This window comes from Streptomyces sp. NPDC050263 (assembly GCF_040655955.1).
Classification (GTDB): domain Bacteria; phylum Actinomycetota; class Actinomycetes; order Streptomycetales; family Streptomycetaceae; genus Streptomyces.
This window is the reverse complement of sequence record NZ_JBFAKW010000082.1, coordinates 1-18299: the sequence shown is the minus strand read 5'-3', so window position 1 is coordinate 18299 and position 18299 is coordinate 1. Positions and strand designations below refer to the sequence as shown.

At 70.8% G+C, this 18299-nt stretch carries 18 protein-coding genes and 1 pseudogene; 6 read left to right on the top strand and 13 right to left on the bottom strand.

The features are described 5' to 3' along the window. Window positions 1-69: 69 nt before the first annotated feature. The 6 genes and pseudogenes from cbiE to AB0J04_RS30075 form a co-directional block, all read right to left on the bottom strand. Window positions 70-1287 carry a precorrin-6y C5,15-methyltransferase (decarboxylating) subunit CbiE gene (gene cbiE, locus AB0J04_RS30100; protein ID WP_363171725.1) on the bottom strand — a complete coding sequence of 406 codons (1218 nt, stop codon included), beginning with the start codon at window positions 1285-1287 and terminating at the stop codon, window positions 70-72. Between the two features lie 97 nt (window positions 1288-1384). Next, window positions 1385-2023 (bottom strand): GNAT family N-acetyltransferase, encoded by a 639-nt coding sequence (locus tag AB0J04_RS30095; RefSeq protein WP_363171724.1) that lies wholly within the window; start codon window positions 2021-2023, stop codon window positions 1385-1387. A 155-nt stretch (window positions 2024-2178) separates the two neighbouring features. Next, window positions 2179-3015, bottom strand: a complete 837-nt coding sequence (locus tag AB0J04_RS30090) for a MetQ/NlpA family ABC transporter substrate-binding protein (RefSeq protein WP_363171723.1) — start codon at window positions 3013-3015, stop codon at window positions 2179-2181. A 67-nt stretch (window positions 3016-3082) separates the two neighbouring features. Further along, window positions 3083-3838 carry a methionine ABC transporter permease gene (locus tag AB0J04_RS30085; protein ID WP_363171722.1) on the bottom strand — a complete coding sequence of 252 codons (756 nt, stop codon included), beginning with the start codon at window positions 3836-3838 and terminating at the stop codon, window positions 3083-3085. Continuing rightward, window positions 3835-4866: an ATP-binding cassette domain-containing protein gene (locus tag AB0J04_RS30080; protein WP_363171720.1), complete on the bottom strand. Its 1032-nt coding sequence runs from the start codon at window positions 4864-4866 to the stop codon at window positions 3835-3837. The genes AB0J04_RS30085 and AB0J04_RS30080 overlap by 4 nt, the downstream gene beginning before the upstream one ends. A 387-nt stretch (window positions 4867-5253) precedes the next feature. Next, window positions 5254-5388: pseudogene (locus AB0J04_RS30075) on the bottom strand (HAD family hydrolase); the annotation flags it as partial. Window positions 5389-5528: 140 nt separating this feature from the next. On the opposite strand from AB0J04_RS30075, the gene AB0J04_RS30070 reads away from it, so the two are divergent. Together AB0J04_RS30070 and AB0J04_RS30065 are read left to right on the top strand one after the other, a co-directional pair. Further along, on the top strand, window positions 5529-5888 hold the full coding sequence (locus tag AB0J04_RS30070) for a hypothetical protein (RefSeq protein ID WP_363171719.1): 360 nt from the start codon (window positions 5529-5531) through the stop codon (window positions 5886-5888). Window position 5889: 1 nt separating this feature from the next. After that, window positions 5890-6324, top strand: a complete 435-nt coding sequence (locus AB0J04_RS30065) for a hypothetical protein (RefSeq protein ID WP_363171718.1) — start codon at window positions 5890-5892, stop codon at window positions 6322-6324. On the opposite strand, the gene AB0J04_RS30060 is transcribed toward AB0J04_RS30065, so the two are convergent. The 3 genes from AB0J04_RS30060 to AB0J04_RS30050 form a co-directional block, all read right to left on the bottom strand. Continuing rightward, window positions 6314-6811: a GNAT family N-acetyltransferase gene (locus AB0J04_RS30060; protein ID WP_363171746.1), complete on the bottom strand. Its 498-nt coding sequence runs from the start codon at window positions 6809-6811 to the stop codon at window positions 6314-6316. The genes AB0J04_RS30065 and AB0J04_RS30060 overlap by 11 nt on opposite strands. A gap of 45 nt (window positions 6812-6856) precedes the next feature. After that, window positions 6857-7363 carry a sigma-70 family RNA polymerase sigma factor gene (locus AB0J04_RS30055; RefSeq protein WP_363171717.1) on the bottom strand — a complete coding sequence of 169 codons (507 nt, stop codon included), beginning with the start codon at window positions 7361-7363 and terminating at the stop codon, window positions 6857-6859. 67 nt (window positions 7364-7430) lie between these two features. Then, entirely contained in the window at window positions 7431-8615 is a 1185-nt protein-coding gene (locus tag AB0J04_RS30050; RefSeq protein ID WP_363171716.1) for a glycerophosphodiester phosphodiesterase, read from the bottom strand. Between the two features lie 401 nt (window positions 8616-9016). On the opposite strand from AB0J04_RS30050, the gene AB0J04_RS30045 reads away from it, so the two are divergent. After that, the gene (locus AB0J04_RS30045) at window positions 9017-9688 is read left to right on the top strand and encodes a lysophospholipid acyltransferase family protein (RefSeq protein ID WP_363171745.1); all 672 of its coding nucleotides are present in this window, start codon (window positions 9017-9019) and stop codon (window positions 9686-9688) included. Between the two features lie 91 nt (window positions 9689-9779). Here the strand turns inward: AB0J04_RS30045 and AB0J04_RS30040 are convergent, their stop codons facing one another. The 4 genes from AB0J04_RS30040 to argH form a co-directional block, all read right to left on the bottom strand. Further along, complete coding sequence (locus AB0J04_RS30040) at window positions 9780-11303, bottom strand: MFS transporter (RefSeq protein WP_363171715.1); 1524 nt, start codon at window positions 11301-11303, stop codon at window positions 9780-9782. Next, entirely contained in the window at window positions 11300-11863 is a 564-nt protein-coding gene (locus AB0J04_RS30035; RefSeq protein ID WP_363171714.1) for a helix-turn-helix domain-containing protein, read from the bottom strand. The genes AB0J04_RS30040 and AB0J04_RS30035 overlap by 4 nt, the downstream gene beginning before the upstream one ends. 82 nt (window positions 11864-11945) lie before the next feature. Beyond that, window positions 11946-12917: an aldo/keto reductase gene (locus AB0J04_RS30030; RefSeq protein ID WP_363171713.1), complete on the bottom strand. Its 972-nt coding sequence runs from the start codon at window positions 12915-12917 to the stop codon at window positions 11946-11948. A gap of 165 nt (window positions 12918-13082) precedes the next feature. Further along, entirely contained in the window at window positions 13083-14513 is a 1431-nt protein-coding gene (gene argH, locus AB0J04_RS30025; RefSeq protein WP_363171712.1) for an argininosuccinate lyase, read from the bottom strand. Window positions 14514-14704: 191 nt separating this feature from the next. Between argH and AB0J04_RS30020 the strand changes: the two genes are divergently transcribed. The 3 genes from AB0J04_RS30020 (at window position 14705) to AB0J04_RS30010 (ending at window position 18136) form a co-directional block, all read left to right on the top strand. Then, window positions 14705-15595: a hypothetical protein gene (locus AB0J04_RS30020; RefSeq protein WP_363171711.1), complete on the top strand. Its 891-nt coding sequence runs from the start codon at window positions 14705-14707 to the stop codon at window positions 15593-15595. A 116-nt stretch (window positions 15596-15711) separates the two neighbouring features. Continuing rightward, window positions 15712-16293: a pyridoxamine 5'-phosphate oxidase family protein gene (locus AB0J04_RS30015; RefSeq protein ID WP_363171710.1), complete on the top strand. Its 582-nt coding sequence runs from the start codon at window positions 15712-15714 to the stop codon at window positions 16291-16293. A 142-nt stretch (window positions 16294-16435) separates the two neighbouring features. Beyond that, on the top strand, window positions 16436-18136 hold the full coding sequence (locus AB0J04_RS30010; RefSeq protein WP_363171709.1) for a heme peroxidase family protein: 1701 nt from the start codon (window positions 16436-16438) through the stop codon (window positions 18134-18136). The last annotated feature ends 163 nt before the right edge of the window (window positions 18137-18299 follow it).

Below are 18299 nucleotides of genomic sequence, written 5' to 3'. Positions count from 1 at the left end.
AGCGGTGCGACGATCGGCCAGCCTACCGCGCGCGGTACGACAACAGGATCACGGGGAGGGCGGACCCGGTCACTTCGTACGGTCCGGAAGAGCCCCGCTGAGCAGGAACGCGACGCTCCGTTCCGTCTCCGTCCAGGCCCGCGTGTCGAGTTCGACGGACTGGACGAGGGCGCACTCGACCCGGTAGCCGTGCTCGGACAGATCACGGCCGACGAGCTCGGCGGCGTCGCGGGTGGCCGCGTGGGCGACGATGCGCTGCGGGCGGCGGTCGGCGACCGCGGAGACCACGGCCGCTCCCCCGCCGCCGACCCGGACGACGTCCGGTTCGGGCAGGTTCTCCAGCACGTGCGGGGCGGTGCCGTGGACGATCTGGAGCTGGACGCCGTAGCGGCGCGCGGCGGCGTCGGTGCGGGCGCACGCCTCCAGGTTCCGGTCGACGGCGAGGACGGCGGCGCCCGCCCGCGCGGCCTCGGTCGCGAAGGCGCCGCTGCCGCAGCCGATGTCCCAGACGAGGTCGCCGACGCGCGGACCCAGCCGGGCGAGTTGGGCGGCGCGCAGCAGCTCCGACTCGCCCTCGCCGAGTCCGCCGCCGTAGGCCTCGGCGGGCAGGGCCCAGCCGCGCGGGCCGGTGCCCGGGGCGCGGCCGGCGATCCAGCCGGTGTCGCCGGCGACGGCCGGCCCGGTGGGGCCGCCGATGACGATGACGACGTTGGGGTCGCGCCAGATGTGGTCGGCCGCCTTGTCGGAGGTGGTGATCCTGACCTGTTCGCGGGTGGTGCCGAGTTCCTCGCAGACCACGAAGGTGCGGTGCACGCCCTCCATGAGCAGGCCCAGCTCGGCGGGTCCGGCCCCGGGGGAGGTCAGGACGGCGACCTTGGTGTGGGCGCGGCACACGTTGACCGCGCGGCGCAGGGTGCGTCGGTGTGCGACGACCACCTGGGCGTCGTCCCAGGGCATGCCGGCCCGGGCGAAGGCCGCGGCGACGGCGGATACGGCCGGAACGACCTCCACCTCCAGGCCGAACTCGGGTGCGCGCAGGGTCCGTACGACGCCGAAGAAGCCCGGGTCGCCGTCGGCGATGACGACCGCGGTGCCGCGGTGGCCGGCGACGCGGCGGGCGGCGAGGGAGACGCTGCCGAGCCGGATGCGTTCCGCGCCGGGCGGGACCTCGGGCAGCGTCAGGTGGTGGGCGGCCCCGGCCACGAGGGTGGCGGCGCCCAGCGCGGAGCGGGCCGCTGCGGTCAGCGGCGAGCCGTCCCAGCCGATCACCGTGACGCGGTCGGCCATCGTCGTCAGTCCCCCCGGGGGTTCACGCAGGTAGCGGGCTCCGTGAGGGTACCTGCTCGGCAGGTCCCGGCAAGGGCGCCGGCACCCGGGCCGGAGGTCAGTTCCAGTCGGTGTACGACGTGAAACCACCGCTCTCCGCGAAGTGCTCCCCGGCGCCCTCCACGTCCTCCGGGAGGAGGCTCCACACGATGTAGTCGGTGCGCACGTCGTTCCAGGTGCCGTCCTCGGCGCGGGCGCGCGCTATGCAGGCGTTGCGCAGCACGCCCTCGCTGATGCAGCCGATCTTCTGTGCGACCTGCTGGGAGGCGGTGTTGTCGGCGGCCGTACGCAGCTCGACGCGCTCGAACTTCTGGTCGGTGAACAGCCACTGGGCGGTGGCCAGCGCCGCCTCGGAGGCGTAGCCCTCGCCGCGCGCCCAGGGGGCGATGATGTACGACATCTCGGTGGAGCGGACGTGCCAGTTGGTCTTGGCCAGCTGGACGACGCCGACCAGGCGCTGGGTGAGGAACTCGGTGACGGCGAGGTCGAGGCCGCGGCCGGCGGTGCGTTCGGCGGGCGCGTACTCGGTGATCCAGCGGCGGGCGGCCGCCCGGTCGTAGGGCTGGGGCACGGCGGTCCAGGCCGCGACCTGCTCATCGTTCATCATGTCGGCCAGCGCGGGCACGTCGTCCTCGTCGAGGGGACGCAAGCCCAACCGCTCCGTGCTGATGGAGATGGTGGGGAAGGTGCTTGTCATGCGCCACTCCGTAACCTTCGAAATCTCGGATGAGACCTGCCGGCCCGTCAGGGCTCGCTGAACTGCCCAGCATGCAGCATGTGAGCGCGGAACCCCACCACGGGGTCCGCACCGAGTGAGGGAGCGGACCCCGTGGGCAGGGCGGTCGGTGCGGGTCAGAACGCCGCGACGACGGCGCCGTCGTACTTGTCCTCGATGAACTTCTTCACCTCGGGCGAGGTGAGCAGCTCGGCGAGCTTCACCACGCGCGGGTCGTCCTCGTCGCCCTTCTTCACGGCGAGGAAGTTGGCGTACGGGTTGTCCGTGGCGGACTCCGCGACGAGGGCGTCCTTCGCCGGGCTGAGCTTGGCCTCCAGCGCGTAGTTGCCGTTGATCACGGCGGCGTCGACGTCGGCGAGGGACCGGGGCAGCTGGGCCGCCTCCAGCTCCTTGAACTCGATGTTCTTGGGGTTGGTGGTGACGTCCTTGGGGGTCGCGGAGTAGCCGACGCCGTCCTTCAGGCCGATCAGGCCGCTTGCCTCCAGCAGCTTCAGCGCGCGGGCCTCGTTGGTGGTGTCGTTCGGCAGGGCGACGGTGGCGCCCGTCTTGAGGTCGGCGAGCTTCTTGACGCCCTGGGAGTACAGACCCAGCGGCTCCAGGTGCACGGTGGCGCCGGGCACGGCGACGATGTCGGTGTCGTTCTTCTTGTTGAAGTCGGTCAGGTACGGCTGGTGCTGGAAGTAGTTGGCGTCGACCTCACCCTGCTGGACGGCCGTGTTGGGCGTCACGTAGTCCGTGAACTCCTTGACCTCGAGCTTGAGGCCGGCCTTCGCCGCGAGGTTGTCCTTGATGTAGGCGAGGATCTCGCCCTGCGGGGTGGGCGTGGCGGCGACCGTGAGCGTGGCGTTCGCGTCGGTGCTGCCGGAGTCCTTGTCCGAGCCGCAGGCGCTGAGTCCGAGGGTGAGGGCTCCGGCGGCGAGGACGGCGGTGGTGATCTTGGCGGTGTTACGCACGAAAAGTGCCTTTCCTTAAGGGTGGAGCGACCCCGCGATGGGTGGTGCGGGGAGTCTGGGGGGGCGGTTACGCGACCTTGCCGACGTCCGCGGCAGCCGGCTCGCTCGCCTGCGCCTGCGCCTTCGCCTTCAGGAGGCGGAGTTTCGGGGCGGGACCGGAGGAGCCGCCGCGGCGGTGCAGGGAGCGGGCCGCGTAGTCGCCGGCGAACTGGATGAGCGAGATGACGACGGCGAGGATCGCCACCGTGATCCACATCAGCTCGGTCTCGAAGCGCTGGTAGCCGTAGCGGATGGCGATGTCGCCGAGGCCGCCGGCGCCGACCGTGCCGGCCATGGCGGAGTAGCCGATGAGCGCCACGACGGTGGTCGTGGCGCCGGCGATGAGCGAGGGCAGCGACTCGGGGACGAGGACCTTGCGGACGATCGTCCAGGTGTTGCCGCCCATCGACTGCACGGCCTCGACGAGACGGCCGTCCACTTCGCGGACGGCCGTCTCGACCAGGCGGGCGAAGAACGGGATGGCCCCGATGGCGAGCGGCACGATCGCGGCGTCACGGCCGATGGTCGTCCCGGTGATCGTGCGGGTGAAGTTCATCAGCGCGACCATCAGGATGATGAACGGCATCGAGCGGGCGATGTTCACGATCTGCCCGGTCACCTTGTTGGCGACGGTGTTCTGCAGCAGGCCGCCCCGGTCGGTGAGGACCAGCAGAATGCCGAGCGGGAGACCGCCGACGACGGCGATGAGCGTGGACCAGCCGACCATGTAGAGGGTGTCCCAACAGGCCTGGGACAGCAGGGGCTGCATTTCGGACCAGGTCACTTGGCACCCTCGTTCACCAGCGGGGACTCGCCCACGACGTCGATCTGGAGGCCCTGTTCGCGCAGGAAGCCGATCGGCACGACGTTGTCCTCGTAGCGGCCGGGCAGTTCGATGCGCATCCGGCCGACCTGGAGGCCGCCGACGGTGTCGATGGCCGCGCCGAGGATCGAGATGTCGATGTTGTAGGTGCGCGAGAGCTGGGAGATGACGGGCTGGGTGGCGGCCTCGCCGTGGAAGGTGACGTCGATGACGGTGCGGTCGTCGCCGGTTGCCTCGCCGCCGACCGGGAAGAGGGCGGCGGCCAGTTCGGAGCCGGGGGTGGCGAGCAGTTCGCTGACCGTGCCGGACTCGACGACGTGGCCGTTCTCCATGAGCGCGGCCGAGTCGCAGATCGACTTCACCACGTCCATCTCGTGGGTGATGAGCAGCACGGTCAGGCCCAGCTGCCGGTTCAGGTCGCGCAGCAGCTGGAGGATGGAGCGGGTGGTCTCGGGGTCGAGGGCACTGGTGGCCTCGTCGGAGAGCAGTACCTTCGGGTCGCCGGCCAGGGCGCGGGCGATGCCGACGCGCTGCTTCTGACCGCCGGAGAGCTGGGCGGGGAAGGACTTCGCCTTGTCGGCGAGACCGACCAGGTCGAGCAGTTGCAGTGCCTTGCGGGAACGTTCCTTCCCTGAGACGCCGAGGATCTCCAGGGGCAGTTCGACGTTGTCCTGCACGGTTCGCGAGGACAGCAGGTTGAAGTGCTGGAAGACCATCCCGATCCGGCTGCGCGCCTGCCGCAGCTCCTTGCCGGCGCGGGGTCCGCGGCCGGCGAGCGCGGTGAGGTCCTGGCCGGCGACGGTGACCGTGCCGGCGGTGGGGCGCTCCAGGAGGTTGATGCAGCGGATGAGCGAGGACTTGCCGGCGCCGGACTGGCCGATGACGCCGTACACCTCGCCTTCGCGGACGTGCAGGTCGACGCCGTCGAGGGCGGTGACCGCACGGCCGCGCGAGCGGTAGACCTTGGTCAGGCCCGTGGTGGTGATCACGTGGATTTCCGTCACTGTCGAGTGCGCGGGCGTGGGTGTGCCCGGGCGCACGGGTGCAGATTGTCAGGGACGCGACACGGTTCTCGCTGTGGCGGGGAACCGGGGAGAAACATGTGCGCGGGGCGCGGCTGATGTCACGTGCGGCAGAAGTGCGGCGTACGGACCTGCCACGGCGTCTCGCTTCGGGGCGCGAGCTCGGGTGGTGCGGGGGCCCTCTAGAAGGCGCGCATTCGACACATACAACGAGCACCGGGCGTCATGGTCGCCTCGGTCGCAAGGGTGCGGCTGCTCGTCGTGGTCATGAGCATCAGTAAAGCAGACGTACGGTCCTGACAAAGACTGCGCTGTCCGGATGATGGACAGTGATGGACGGCCCTCGGACACCCCTCAGCCGCGTACGGAGATCACCACTCCCCCGTCGGTGACCAGCGCCGACAAGACGGAGAGGCCGTCCACCACGAGGTCGGCGACAAGCTCATGGGCAAGGTGGGTTGTGGCCGACGCCACGGTGGTCATGCGCGAGCGGACAGGGCTCCCGTACTCGGCCGCCCACCGGTTCCAGCAGCGCTGGACCGAGGCGAGGGTGGAGAGGAGGGCGCCGTCCCTCGTCGGGCCGCGGGGCCGATCGTGGGGTGCCGGATACGCCGTATTAAGGTCGCTGCATGCTTGATGCACTGACGCTGGTGACCGGCGTCGCCGCGTTGCTGCTCGCCGCCTGGTGCGGCTGGGCCGCCTACCGCGACCAGCCGACGAAGGACTGGCACTTCATCGCGATGGCCGTGGTCACGGCTCTGGCCCTGGTCCAGCTGGTGATCGGGATCGTGCAGCTGGCGCGGGGCGAGAAGCCCGAGCAGGGCACGACGATCTTCGTGGCGTATCTGCTGGGAGCCTTCGCCTGCGTTCCGGCGGCGGGGTTCATGTCGCTGGCCGAGCGGACCCGTTGGGGTTCGGTGACGGTCGCGGCGGGCGGCGTGGTGCTCGCCGTGCTCGAGGTGCGGCTCTTCGACATCTGGGGAGGCTGAGATGACGGCGACACAGGAGAAGCCGGCCCGGCTCATCAGCGGGCCCGGGATACTGCTCGTCTGGTTCTACGGGGTGATGGTCGTCGGCGCCGTGTCGCGGTCGGCGTACCAGATCGCGACGGAGTTCGACCGGGCGCCGCTGGCGTACTCACTGTCGGCGGTGGCCGGCGTGGTGTACGGCTTCATCACGTACTCGCTGGTGCGGGGCGGCGAGACGGCCCGCAGGGCGGCGCGGATCTGCTGCGCCGCCGAGCTGGCGGGCGTACTCGTCGTCGGCACCTGGACGCTGATGGAGCCGTCCGCCTTCCCCGACGCGACCGTGTGGTCGAAGTACGGGATGGGGTACGTGTTCATTCCCGTGCTGCTGCCGCTGTCGGCCCTGTACTGGCTGCGCAAGTCCCGCACCGCCACGCCCCCCACGACCGCTACGCGGTAGCCGCGTACTCCCCCGCCTGCTTCTCCAGGACGATCATCGGCACGCCGTCCGTGCCCTCGGAGGTGCCGACGGTCTCGTAGCCGACGCGGCGGTAGAGGCGGAGGTTGCCCTCGCTGCGGTGGCCGGTGAAGAGGCGGAACTTCTTGGCGCCGCGCTCCTCGGCCAGCGCCTCCTCGGCCGCGCGCAGCAGCCGTGCGCCGATGCCGTGGCCCTGGAGGCGGGGGTGGACGCAGAGCTTGCCGATGGCCGCGGCGCCGTCCTCCGTGAGGTTGCCGCGTACCGAGCCCACCACTTCGTCGCCCAGCCGGGCCACGAAGACGCAGTCGGTGGTGAGCTCCTGCCGGACCGAGTCGAGGGTCTGGACGAGCGGGGCGATGCGGTAGTTGCCGTACAGCGCGGCTTCGCTCTGGAAGCAGAGGTACTGCAGCCTGAAGATCTGCTCGGTGTCCTGCTCGGTCGCCACCGAGATGGTCACGCTCATGCCCATGTGCGCACGCCTCCCGCTCACCTGATCGCCTGTGGTCCTTCACTCCTATCCCCGCACTTCACCGGCCGCAACCTCCGGAGTCAGCAAACGTCGCAGACATCCCAGACATCTGGAGCGTTCCGGTCCGAGACTGCCCTGTGAGATACCCAACTCCCCCGCGATCTCGCGGTAGGTGAGGTCCTCCGGCGAGAGCAGCGCCTGGAGGAGGCGGGAGCACCGGCCGGGCAGCCGGTGCACGGCCTCGCGCAGGGCGCGGTGGCGGGCCGCGGCGAGGGCGAGTTGCTCCGGGCCGCGGGCGGTGTCGTCGGCCGGGTCGCTCGCGTACGGCTGTTCCCGGCGGATGGTCCGACGGGTGCGGCGGACCTCGGCGCGGACGGCCCGGCGCAGCCAGCCCTGGGGGTCGAGCGGCGGGCCCTCGGCGGCGAGGTGCTCCAGCAGGCGGAGCCAGACCGCCTGTTCCAGGTCGCCGGGTTCGGTGCCGGTGGCATGGGCCTCGGCGGAGGCCTCCGCGCTGAGGAGCGGGCGCAGGGCGGTGAGAAGGTCGGACGTCATATGCCGAACGATGCGGCCGCCCGGGCGGCTGGTTGCCCGGGCGGCCGACTGTCACTCCAACGAGGACTCAGCCGTTGACGAAGTCCGCGCGAGCCAGCAGCCCGGTGTCCGGGTTGTCCGTGAAGACGCCGTCGATGCCGGTCGCGAAGTAGGTGCGGAAGACGCTGAGGGAGTCGCCGTAGGCGTCCGCGTCCGTGCCCTTGCGGAAGCTCGGCGGCAGGAAGGGGTTCTCGTTGCGCATGGTGTACGGGTGCAGGACCAGGCCGACCGCGTGGGCGTCCTTCACCAGGGCGGTCGGGGTGGTGAGGTTGCCGCTCGCGTCCTTCGGGATGACCAGGTCGAGGGTCGGGCCGACGCCGTTCGCATAGCCCGCGATCTCGCGGAGGCCGGCCCGGGTGACGAGGTCGTCGACCGTGCGCGGGTCGCCCGCCTCGACGAAGTCCCAGGGGCGGGTGCCGGCGGCCGACAGCAGGACCACGAGGGGGTTGTCGACCAGCTTGTTCAGGCGCTGGATGCTGCTCGGCTCGAAGGACTGCAGGATGACCGGCGAGTTCTTCTTGTCCTTGCCGTGCTTGTGCAGCAGCTTGGCGACCCGCTCCTCCAGGCCCAGGCCCAGCTTGCGGAAGTAGGTGGGGTGCTTGGTCTCGGGGTAGACCCAGACCTGCTTGCCGCGCTTGCGGGTCTGCTCGTCCTGCCACTTCAGGACTTCCTCGAAGGTGGGGATCTCCCAGCGACCGTTGTAGAGCGTGTTGTGCGGGCGGTAGTCCGGGATGCGCTCGACCGCGCGCAGGGTCTTGAGCTCGGCGAGCGTGAAGTCCTCGGTGAACCAGCCGGTGAGCGAGACGCCGTCGAGCACCTTCGTCGTCCTGCGGCTCGCGAACTCGGGGTGGTCGGCGACGTCCGTCGTCCCGCCGATCTCCGGCTCGTGCCGGCAGACCAGGTGGCCGTCCCTGGTGGGGACGAGGTCACCGGCCTCGACGATGTCGGCGCCCAGGTCGAGGGCGAGCTGGTAGGAGCCGAAGGTGTGCTCGGGGCGGTAGCCGCTGGCGCCGCGGTGACCGATGACCGTCGGGACGGGCAGGCTCTTCAGACCGCCGCCTCCCCCGTGCCGCGCGTCGGCGGCTCTCGCCGTGCCCGACAGGCCGAGGACGCCTCCGGTGGCGCCGAGCACGGCCGCGCCGAGCAACGCCCGCCGTCCGGTTCCGCTCACGCTCGCCTGATGGTTCGACTCCTGCGTGTCCTGCGTTCCCATGAGGGCCTCCTGCCGTCGGCTCGTCCGTGCGCGCCGATCGTAGGGGCGTGGACATGACCGTCGGGAGACCTCGGTCCTAACACGCGGGTGACGGTGGATGGCTTGTGCGGCACGACTGCCTGACGGGTCGTCGGATACGGCCGGATACGGCCGGATCGAGGCTGGATGCGGCCGGTTGAACGGGTTCGGGCCGGGAAGGCGCTCAGTCGAGAGCGCCGGCTCGCAGCGTTCCGCGCACGTGACGGGCAGGCGACGAAGCGGGGTCGATACGGCCGTACAGGTAAACGTACGTCAACAGTGCGTAAGACCTGGGTGACCCGATGTGCGCCACCCCCACGGCCGCGAGTATCGTCCTCACCTGCACAGACTCATACCGTTTTCCCTTGACATCGGAGGGCTCGTTGTCCCGCTTCGCGCTGATCAAGACAGTGCTCGGACCGGTCATGCGCCTGATGTTCCGCCCCCGGGTCGAGGGCGCGGAGCACATCCCCGGCGACGGCCCGGTCATCCTGGCCGGCAACCATCTCACGTTCATCGACTCGATGATCCTGCCGCTCGTGTGCGACCGGCAGGTCTTCTTCATCGGCAAGGACGAGTACGTCACCGGCGAGAGCCTCAAGGGCCGGCTCATGGCCTGGTTCTTCATCGGCGTCGGCATGATCCCCGTCGACCGCGACGGCGGGCGCGGCGGTGTCGCCGCGCTGATGACCGGGCGGCGGGTGCTGGAGGAGGGGAAGGTCTTCGGGATCTACCCCGAGGGCACCCGGTCGCCCGACGGCCGGCTGTACCGGGGCCGTACCGGCATCGCGCGGCTGACGCTGATGACGGGCGCGCCGGTCGTTCCCTTCGCGATGATCGGCACCGACAAGTTGCAGCCGGGGGGTGCGGGGATGCCCCGCCCCGGGCGGGTCACTGTCCGGTTCGGTGAGGCGATGGAGTTCTCCCGGTACGAGGGGATGGACCGGGATCGGTATGTGCTGCGGGCTGTGACGGACTCCGTGATGACCGAGGTCATGCGGTTGTCGGGGCAGGAGTATGTGGACATGTACGCGACCAAGGCCAAAGCGGCTTAGGGGTTCGTTGTCGGGTGCGGCTACGTTGTGGCTGGTCGCGCCCCGCGGCGGAGCCGCATATCGGCGCTGTCCCGGCGCCCGCCCCCGGAGGTCACCCCGCGTCTTCCAGGCGCTGTTGCTTCAGCAGGAACCACGCTGCCAGCGCTGTTGCCAGGAGGACCGCTGCGCCTGCCCCCGATGCCACGCCGAGGCCGTCGACGAATGCCTCCCGTGCCGAGGCCAGCATGGTCTCGGCCTCGGTCGGCGGCAGGTGGCCCGCCGCTTCCACCGCGCCGCCCAGTGACTCGTGTGCGCCTTCGGGGGTGCCCGTCGGGGACGGGAAGCCGCGGTAGACGCCCGTCACGATCGAGCCGAGCACCGCGATGCCGAGGGCCGCGCCCAGTTCGTACGCCGTCTCGGAGACCGCGGAGGCCGCTCCCGCCTGCTCCTTGGGGACCGAGGACAGGATGACGTCGGAGGTCACCGTGAAGGAGAAGCCCGCGCCGACGCCGACCGCCAGCAGGGCAGCGCCCAGGATCGGATAGCCGGTCGTCGCGTCGATCGTCGTCAGCGCGGCCAGGGCCAGGCCGATCGCCGCAAGGCCCCCGGAGACCACGGCGCGTACCGAGTAGCGGCGGGCCACACGGCCCGCCGTCAGGCCGGCGGCCACCGCGCCCACGGCGGCGGGGAGTTCGGCCAGGCCGGCTTCCAGGGGCCCTCTGCCCTGTACCAACTGCAGGTACTGGGAGAGGAAGAACACCAGGCCGGACATGCCGAGCACGGTCAGCATGTCGGCCAGTACCGCGCCGCTGAAGCCGCGACCGCGGAACAGGCGCATGTCCAGCAGCGGTTCGGGGAGGGTGAGCTGGCGGCGGACGAAGCCGTGGAGCGCGGCCGCGCCCAGCAGACCCGCCGTCAGCGGTTCCCAGGTCAGGCCGTGACTGGCGGCCTCCTTCACCGCGTAGACGACGGCGATCATGCCGACCAGTGAGAAGACGACGCTGATCAGATCCCAGGGGCCCGGGTCGGGGTTCTTCGACTCGGGCAGTGTCTTCAGGCCGACGACGACGAGCACGACCATCACCGGCAGGTTGATCAGGAAGACCGAGCCCCACCAGAAGTGTTCGAGGAGGAAGCCGCCCACGATCGGGCCGACCGCGGTGCCGGCGGAGGCGGTCGCACCCCAGATGCCGACCGCGAGGCTGCGCTCGCGCGGGTCGTGGAAGAGGTTGCGGATCAGGGCGAGGGTGGCGGGCATCAGGGTCGCGCCGGCCACGCCCAGCAGGGCCCGGGCCGCGATCATCGTCTCCGGGGTCGTCGCATAGGCGTTGAGGACCGATATCAGGCCGAACGCGGTGGCGCCGACGAGCAGGATCCGCTTGCGGCCGATGCGGTCGCCGAGGCTGCCCATCGACACGAGCAGACCGGCGATGACGAACGAGTAGACGTCGCCGATCCAGAGGAGCTGGGTGCCGGAGGGGCGCAGGTCCTCACTGATGTAGGGGGTCGCGAGACCGAGGACGGTCGCGTCGACGGCCACCAGCAGCACGGCGAGCACGAGGACGGAGAGCGCGAGCCAACGGTCCGGGCGCTTCACCGCCTCGGTCGTGGTCGCCCGCTGCAGGGCGCTGGTCATGATTCCGCTCTCCGCTGTGCCGAAGGCCGTAGCGCACCGCCGAGCAGCAGCTCGACGATCATGTGGGTGAAGTCCTTGGGCGCGACCCTGCCCTCCATGACCGCCCAGGCGCCGGAGGCCAGCAGGCCGTAGAGCGCCTCGGTGAGCCAGGCCGGGGTGAGGTCGATACGGAACTCGCCGTCGGCCTGGCCGCGCCGGAACAGGGTCGCGATGCGGTCGTCGATCCGCGCCCAGCCCTGGTGCTGGTCGCCCTCGAAGAGCTGGTTCTCCGAGTAGAGGAAGGCGAGCAGGGCGGCGGCCGGTTCCATCTCCTGGACGAGTCGGCGTACGGCGCCGGCCGCCGGGCCCTCCTCCAGCCGGGCCCGGTCCAGGGCGCTCTCGCATTCCGCTATGCCGAGCGCCTCCAGGGCGCGGACCAGCGCGTCGCGTCCGGCGAAGTGGCGGTGCAGGGTGGCGCGGCTGATCCCGGCCGCCTTGGCGACCTCGTCCATCGTGGCGGTGGATCTGCGGGTCAGCAGGGCGGCGGCGCTGCGGAGTACGTGGTCACGGTCGACGGCCATGAGACGAGGATAGCCCATATGAGACGTCTATGTCTCATCACGGGCGTGTGTGGCTCACCGTCGGCGGGCCAGGCGGGGTTTCTCAGTGCCAGGGCAGGCTGCCGCGCCGCTCCCAGTACGCACGCGGGTCCTCGGCCAGCCCGGACAGTCGGTCCAGCTGGTCGTCGTCGAGATCGACGACGGCCGCGTGCAGGTTGGAGGCGAGTTGGGCGGCGGTCGCGGCGCCGGAGAGGACGACGCCGGCCCACGGCCGGCGCAGGATCAGGGCGAGGGCGACGGCGTCACAGCCGAGGGAGGTCTCTCCCGCCACGACCCTGAGGGCGTCCGGCGCGTGCGGCCCCGCGAGCCGCCCGTTGGCCATGCCCTCCTTCACGATCACCGTGAGTCCGGCGTCGTGGGCCTCGGCGAGCGCCGGGCCGGCCGAGGTCTCCAGCGCGTTGTACGTCGACTGGACGGTGCGGAAGAGGGGCGTGCCGTCGACCGTCACGGCGAGGGCGGCGCGGATGGCGTCGGCCTGGGCGGGGCCGCTCGTGGAGAAGCCGACGGTGAGACCCTGGGCGGCGGCTTCGGCCAGCTTCGCGTGGAGTTCCTTGTCGGAGAGGGCCGGGCTGTCCGGGGTCACCGAGTGGATCTGGTACAGGTCGAGGCGGGCGCCGAGCAGTTCCTCCGACTCGGCGCGCTGACGCTCGTACGTCGCGAGGCCGTGGTCCTTGACCTCGTGCTTCTCCGCGTCCGTGGTCCACTCAGCGGTGTAGGTGTAGCCCCATTTGCTGCCGACGACGATGTCGTCGACGTCGGGGCGGGCGTTCAGCCAGTCGGCGAGGAACTCCTCGGAGCGGCCGTAGGAACGGGCCGCGTCGAAGTAGCGCACGCCCTGGGCGTAGGCGGCGTCGAGGAGTTCGTGGGTGCGGGTGCGCAGCGATTCGACACTGCGGTCCGCTCCGAGGTCGGCGTCCCGGCCGAGGTTGATGTAGCCGGGGCGGCCGACTGCGGCGAGGCCGTAGCCGATGTGACAGGTGGGGGTCGTTGCCGCTGCCAGGCGGGCGAAGGGCATCGCAGGCTCCGTTCGGTCGGCTGCGACCAACGTAACCCGCGACGGCCCTCGCTTCAGAGCTCGGGTTGTGCGGTGGTTCGGCGGGGGCGGGTGCGTTGTGGTTGTTCGCGCCCACGCGGCGGAGCCGCACATCGACACAGCCCCGCGCCCCTGAGGGCGTTCCCCTCAGGCCTTCTTGGCAGTTGCCCATTCGTGCTGGGCCGCCACGTTCGCCTTCACCTCTGCCAGCTGGATCGCGACCGCGCTCGGGGCCGTGCCGCCTCGGGCGTTGCGGGAGGCCAGGGCGCCCTTGACGTTGAGGACCGTGCGGACCTCGGGGGTGAGGTGGGCGGAGATCTTCGCGAACTGGTCGTCCGTCAGTTCGTCCAGCTCCTTGCCCTCGGCCTCCGCCGCCTTGACGCACTCGCCGGCGACCTCGTGCGCGACACGGAACGGCACGCCCTGCTTGACCAGCCACTCGGCGATGTCGGTGGCGAGCGAGAAGCCGGCCGGGGCCAGTTCCTCCATGCGCTCGCGGTTGACGGTGAGGGTGGCCATCATGCCGGTGAAGGCGGGGAGCAGGACCTCGAGCTGGTCGCAGGAGTCGAAGACCGGCTCCTTGTCCTCCTGGAGGTCACGGTTGTAGGCCAGCGGAAGCGCCTTGAGCGTGGCCATGAGGCCCGTCAGATTGCCGATCAGGCGGCCGCTCTTGCCCCGCGCCAGCTCCGCGATGTCCGGGTTCTTCTTCTGCGGCATGATCGACGAGCCCGTGGAGAACGCGTCGTGCAGCGTCACGAAGGAGAACTCCTTCGTGTTCCAGATGATGATCTCCTCGGCGATCCGGGAGAGGTTCACGCCGATCATCGCGGTGATGAAGGCGAACTCGGCGACGAAGTCGCGGGACGCCGTGCCGTCGATGGAGTTGCCGACGCTGCCGTTCTCGAAGCCGAGGTCGGCGGCCACCGCCTCCGGGTCCAGGCCCAGGGAGGAGCCCGCGAGCGCGCCGGAGCCGTAGGGCGAGACGGCCGTGCGCTCGTCCCACTGGCGCAGCCGCTCCGCGTCCCGGGACAGGGACTGGACGTGCGCGAGGACATGGTGGGCGAAGAGCACCGGCTGGGCGTGCTGAAGGTGGGTGCGGCCGGGCATCGCCACGTCCGGGTGGGCCTCGGCGAGGCCGACGAGGGCGTCCTGGAGGTCGGCGATCAGGCCGCCGACGATCCGGGCGTGGTCGCGCAGGTACATCCGGAAGAGGGTGGCGACCTGGTCGTTGCGGGAGCGGCCGGCGCGCAGCTTGCCGCCGAGGTCGGCGCCGAGCCGCTCCAGCAGACCGCGCTCCAGGGCGGTGTGGACGTCCTCGTCGGCGATGGTGCCGACGAAGGAGCCGTCGGCGACGTCCGCGGCGAGCTGGTCGAGTCCGGCGGTCATCCGGTTCAGTTCGTCCTCGGTGAGCAGGCCCGCCTTGTGCAGCACGCGCGCGTGGGCCCGCGAACCGGCGATGTCGTAGGGCGCGAGCCGCCAGTCGAAGTGGACGGACGCGGACAGCTTCGCCAGGGCCTCGGCGGGACCGTCGGCGAAACGGGCGCCCCAGAGCCGTACGTCACCGCTGTTGCTGCTCACTTGCGTTGCTCCTCACCGCTGCGCTCAAGGTCATGCATGATTATGCAGTGTCATGCATGATTCGTCAATTCGGCGAACTTCGGCAAGAGATTTGAAGACGCCTTGAACAACGACAACCGCTTACCCGTACTCACCGCTGAACGCCGGCCGCGTGTTTGTAAACCCACTCCTGACCCAAGTGAGGCACCCCCATGTCCAGGGCTCTTCCGAAGTACAACAAGCGTCGCGTGGTGGTCATCGGCGCGGCCGCCGCTCTGGCACTGTCCGGCGCGGTCGTCGTCAACTCCGCGCTCGCCGGGGAGTCGTCCAAGAGCGACAACACCACCAACGCCAACACGCTCGCCGCCGGCCCCGGCACCATCTCGTGCCCGGACGTGGCCTCGCAGCTGCCCGCGATCCCCGCCACCGCCCAGGCCGAGGTCGACCGCAACCTCGCGCTGCTCCAGACGCAGATCGACGAGGCCAACCAGCGGCTGATCGACACCGTCGGCCAGGGCGGCCCCAACTTCGTGCAGAACGCGATCCTCGGCCCGCTGGAGGACAAGCGGATCGCCGTCGTGAACCGTATCGCCACCGCCATCGGCCGCACCGCGGACAAGCCCCAGGGCCTCGAGGCGCTCGCCACGTGCGCCCTCGACGCGGGCGGCGCGGCGGACACCGGCGAGGAGGCCGGCGCCGGCGACGCGGCCGGCGACGAGGCCGAGGCCACCCCGGGCGCGGAAGAGACCGCCGGCGCGGGCGGGGCCGAGGACGGCGCGGCGGAGGACACGGGCGCCGAGGCGGGCGCCGCCGGCACGATCAGCTGCCCGGACGTCGCCTCGCAGCTGCCCGCGATCCCCGCCACCGCCCAGGCCGAGGTCGACCGCAACCTGGCACTGCTCCAGACGCAGCTCGCCGAGGCCAACACCCGGCTGGTCAACACCGTCGGCCAGGGCGGCCCCAACTTCGTGCAGAACGCGATCCTCGGCCCGCTGGAGGGCAAGCGCGCGTCCACGATCGACCGCATCGCCATCTCGATCGGCCGCCAGGGCACCAAGCCGCAGGGCCTCGAGGCACTGGCCGCCTGCACGTTGAACCAGTGACGTGACAGGCACAGCGGCCGCCCCGGCACAGCGCCGACCGGGGCGGCCGCTGTGGCATGTGCGCACCACACTCTTCCCCTTGGACACGCGAAGACCTTCCCGGATAATCGTGAGACATGGGAAAGACTTATGAGCGCATAGACGGCCGACTCCGTACGTTCATCCAGGAGCAGCCCCTCTTCTTCACCGCGACCGCGCCGCTGGCCGGGGACGGCACGGTCAACCTCTCCCCCAAGGGCCTCAAGGGCTCGTTCGTCGTGCTGGACGAGCACACCGTGGCCTACCTCGACTTCGCCGGCTCCAACGCGGAGACCATCGCGCATCTGCGGGAGAACGGCCGGATCACGCTGATGTGGTGCGCCTTCCAGGGGCCGCCGAACATCGTGCGGGTGCACGGCCGCGGCGAGCCGGTCTTCCGCGACGACCCCCGCTTCCGGGAGCTCCTCGCCCGCTTCCCCGACATCGAGGCGACCCCGCACGGACTGCGCGCGATCATCGTCGTGCACGCCGAACGCGTCCGGGACAGCTGCGGCTACGCGGTGCCCTTCATGACGTACGACGAGGACCGCGAGCTGCACGCGAAGCGGTTCGCGCGGGAGGACGACGACTCGCTCAGCGCGTACTTCGCGAAGAAGGAGCACATCGCCACGAGCATGGACGGACTGCCCGGACTGCCGTTGCCGTTGAGTCCGCTTTGACGCGCATAGGCCATGTGTACAGACCGTCAACTCTTGGGCTTCTTGAGGTAATTGACGGAATTCGCCCTTCCGCCGCTGTCGTCCCCTAGCGTGGGCTCATCCGTGCGCGCTCTCGCGCATGCGTGAACCACATGGGGGATTCATGTTCCGACCCGCACGTGAACCACAGAGCAAACGCCATGTCCGTTCCTCCTTCTACGTCGTCGGCGAGGGCATCCTCGCCGAGTCCCGGGACGGCGAGCCCGCGGCGGCGCAGCCCGCCTCGTCCGTGGCGGACCTGCGCAAGTTCCGCTTCTCGCGGCTGGGCCCGCAGTCCCGGCCGGCCCAACAGCTCGACCGCGCCGCCCGCACCGAGCTGGCCCAGGCGATGACGAACGCCGCGGCGACCCATCCCGACCAGCCGGACGTCCCCGCGGGGTTCACCTACCTCGGACAGTTCGTGGACCACGACCTCACCCTGGACGCCACCGCGGTGCGCCTCGAGGACGAGATCACGGTGCGTCAGCTCCTCCAGGGCCGATCCCCGGCCCTCGACCTCGACTCCCTCTACGGCCTCGGGCCCGACCACCGCTTCGACCGCCGGTTCTACGAAGACGACGGGCTCAGGCTGAAGACCGGGACCACGCAGGGCATACCGGACGACCCGTCCGTCGTGGGCCTGCCCCTCACCGGGTTCGACCTGCCGCGGACGGGCTCGGGCTCGCTGAAGTCCGAGCGGCGCCGGGCCCTGATCCCGGACCCGCGCAACGACGAGAACCTGATCGTCGCCCAGATCCACACCGCCTTCATCCGCTTCCACAACCGGGTGGTCGCCGATCTGGTCGGCAAGGGCGTGTCGAGCGCGGTCCTGTTCGAGTCGGCGCGCGAGACGGTCGTCAAGCACTACCAGTGGATGCTGCGCCACGACTTCCTGAAGCGGATCGTCGACCCCGAGATCGTCGACGACGTGTTCAGCAACGGCCGACGGGTCTTCGAAACGACGACCGGCGAGCAGAACCTGCCGACCATGCCGATCGAGTTCTCCGTGGCCGCCTACCGGCTGGGCCACAGCATGGTCCGGGGCGCCTACAACTGGAACCGGATCTTCGACCGGGGCCGCGGCACGCTGGAGCTGCTGTTCCGGTTCAGCGGCACCAGCGGCATCCTCTCCCCGCCGCCCGCCGACCCGACGGACCCGGAGGCGGGCGACTTCGAGCGGCTGCCCACCAACTGGATCGCCGACTTCAGGCGGTTGTTCGCCTTCCAGGAGGCGGCGCCGGAGCGGGCCGATCTCCAGGTGCCCGCGGCGCAGTTCAACCTCGCCAAGCGCATCGACACGCTGCTGGTCAATCCGCTCGCCAACCTGCCGCTCGGCGCCTTCGGCGGGCGGGGACAGCCGAAGCCCCCGGAGATCGAGCTGAACCTCGCCTTCCGCAACCTCACCCGGGCCTCCATGCTGCGGCTGGCGACGGGACAGCAGATGGCCGAGTACTTCGTCAGCCGGAAGGTCGACGTGGAGCCGCTGACCGCCGCCGACTTCGCGCAGGGCGGCGGCGCGCAGCTCTCCGCCGGGCTCGCGAAGGCGGTCGCCAAGAACGCGCCGCTGTGGTTCTACATCCTGCGCGAGGCCGAGGTGAAGGGCGGCGGGAAGCTGACCGGCGTCGGCGGGCGCATCGTCGCCGAGGTGTTCCACCGGGCCATGGAGGGCAGCCGGCACTCGATCGTGCGCGACCCCTTCTGGCGTCCCTTCCTCAGCCCGGTCGAGGCGCGTAACTCCGACGACGTGTTCGACATGACGGACCTGCTGCTCTACGCCTTCGAGGGCCGCGCGGACCAGCTCAACCCGCTGGGTCCGGTGGTCTGAGCGTCGCCCGCGGGAAGGCGGCACCGTGCCCGGTCGGCCCACCCGGCCTGCCGGTGCCGTCGGCCCGCTCTAGTGCCGCGGCAGGCAACGTTCGCCCCGTCGCGACGCCCGGCACGCACTCTCGCCGCACCGGCCGAAAGCCCAAGTACGTCCAGTACGAGGA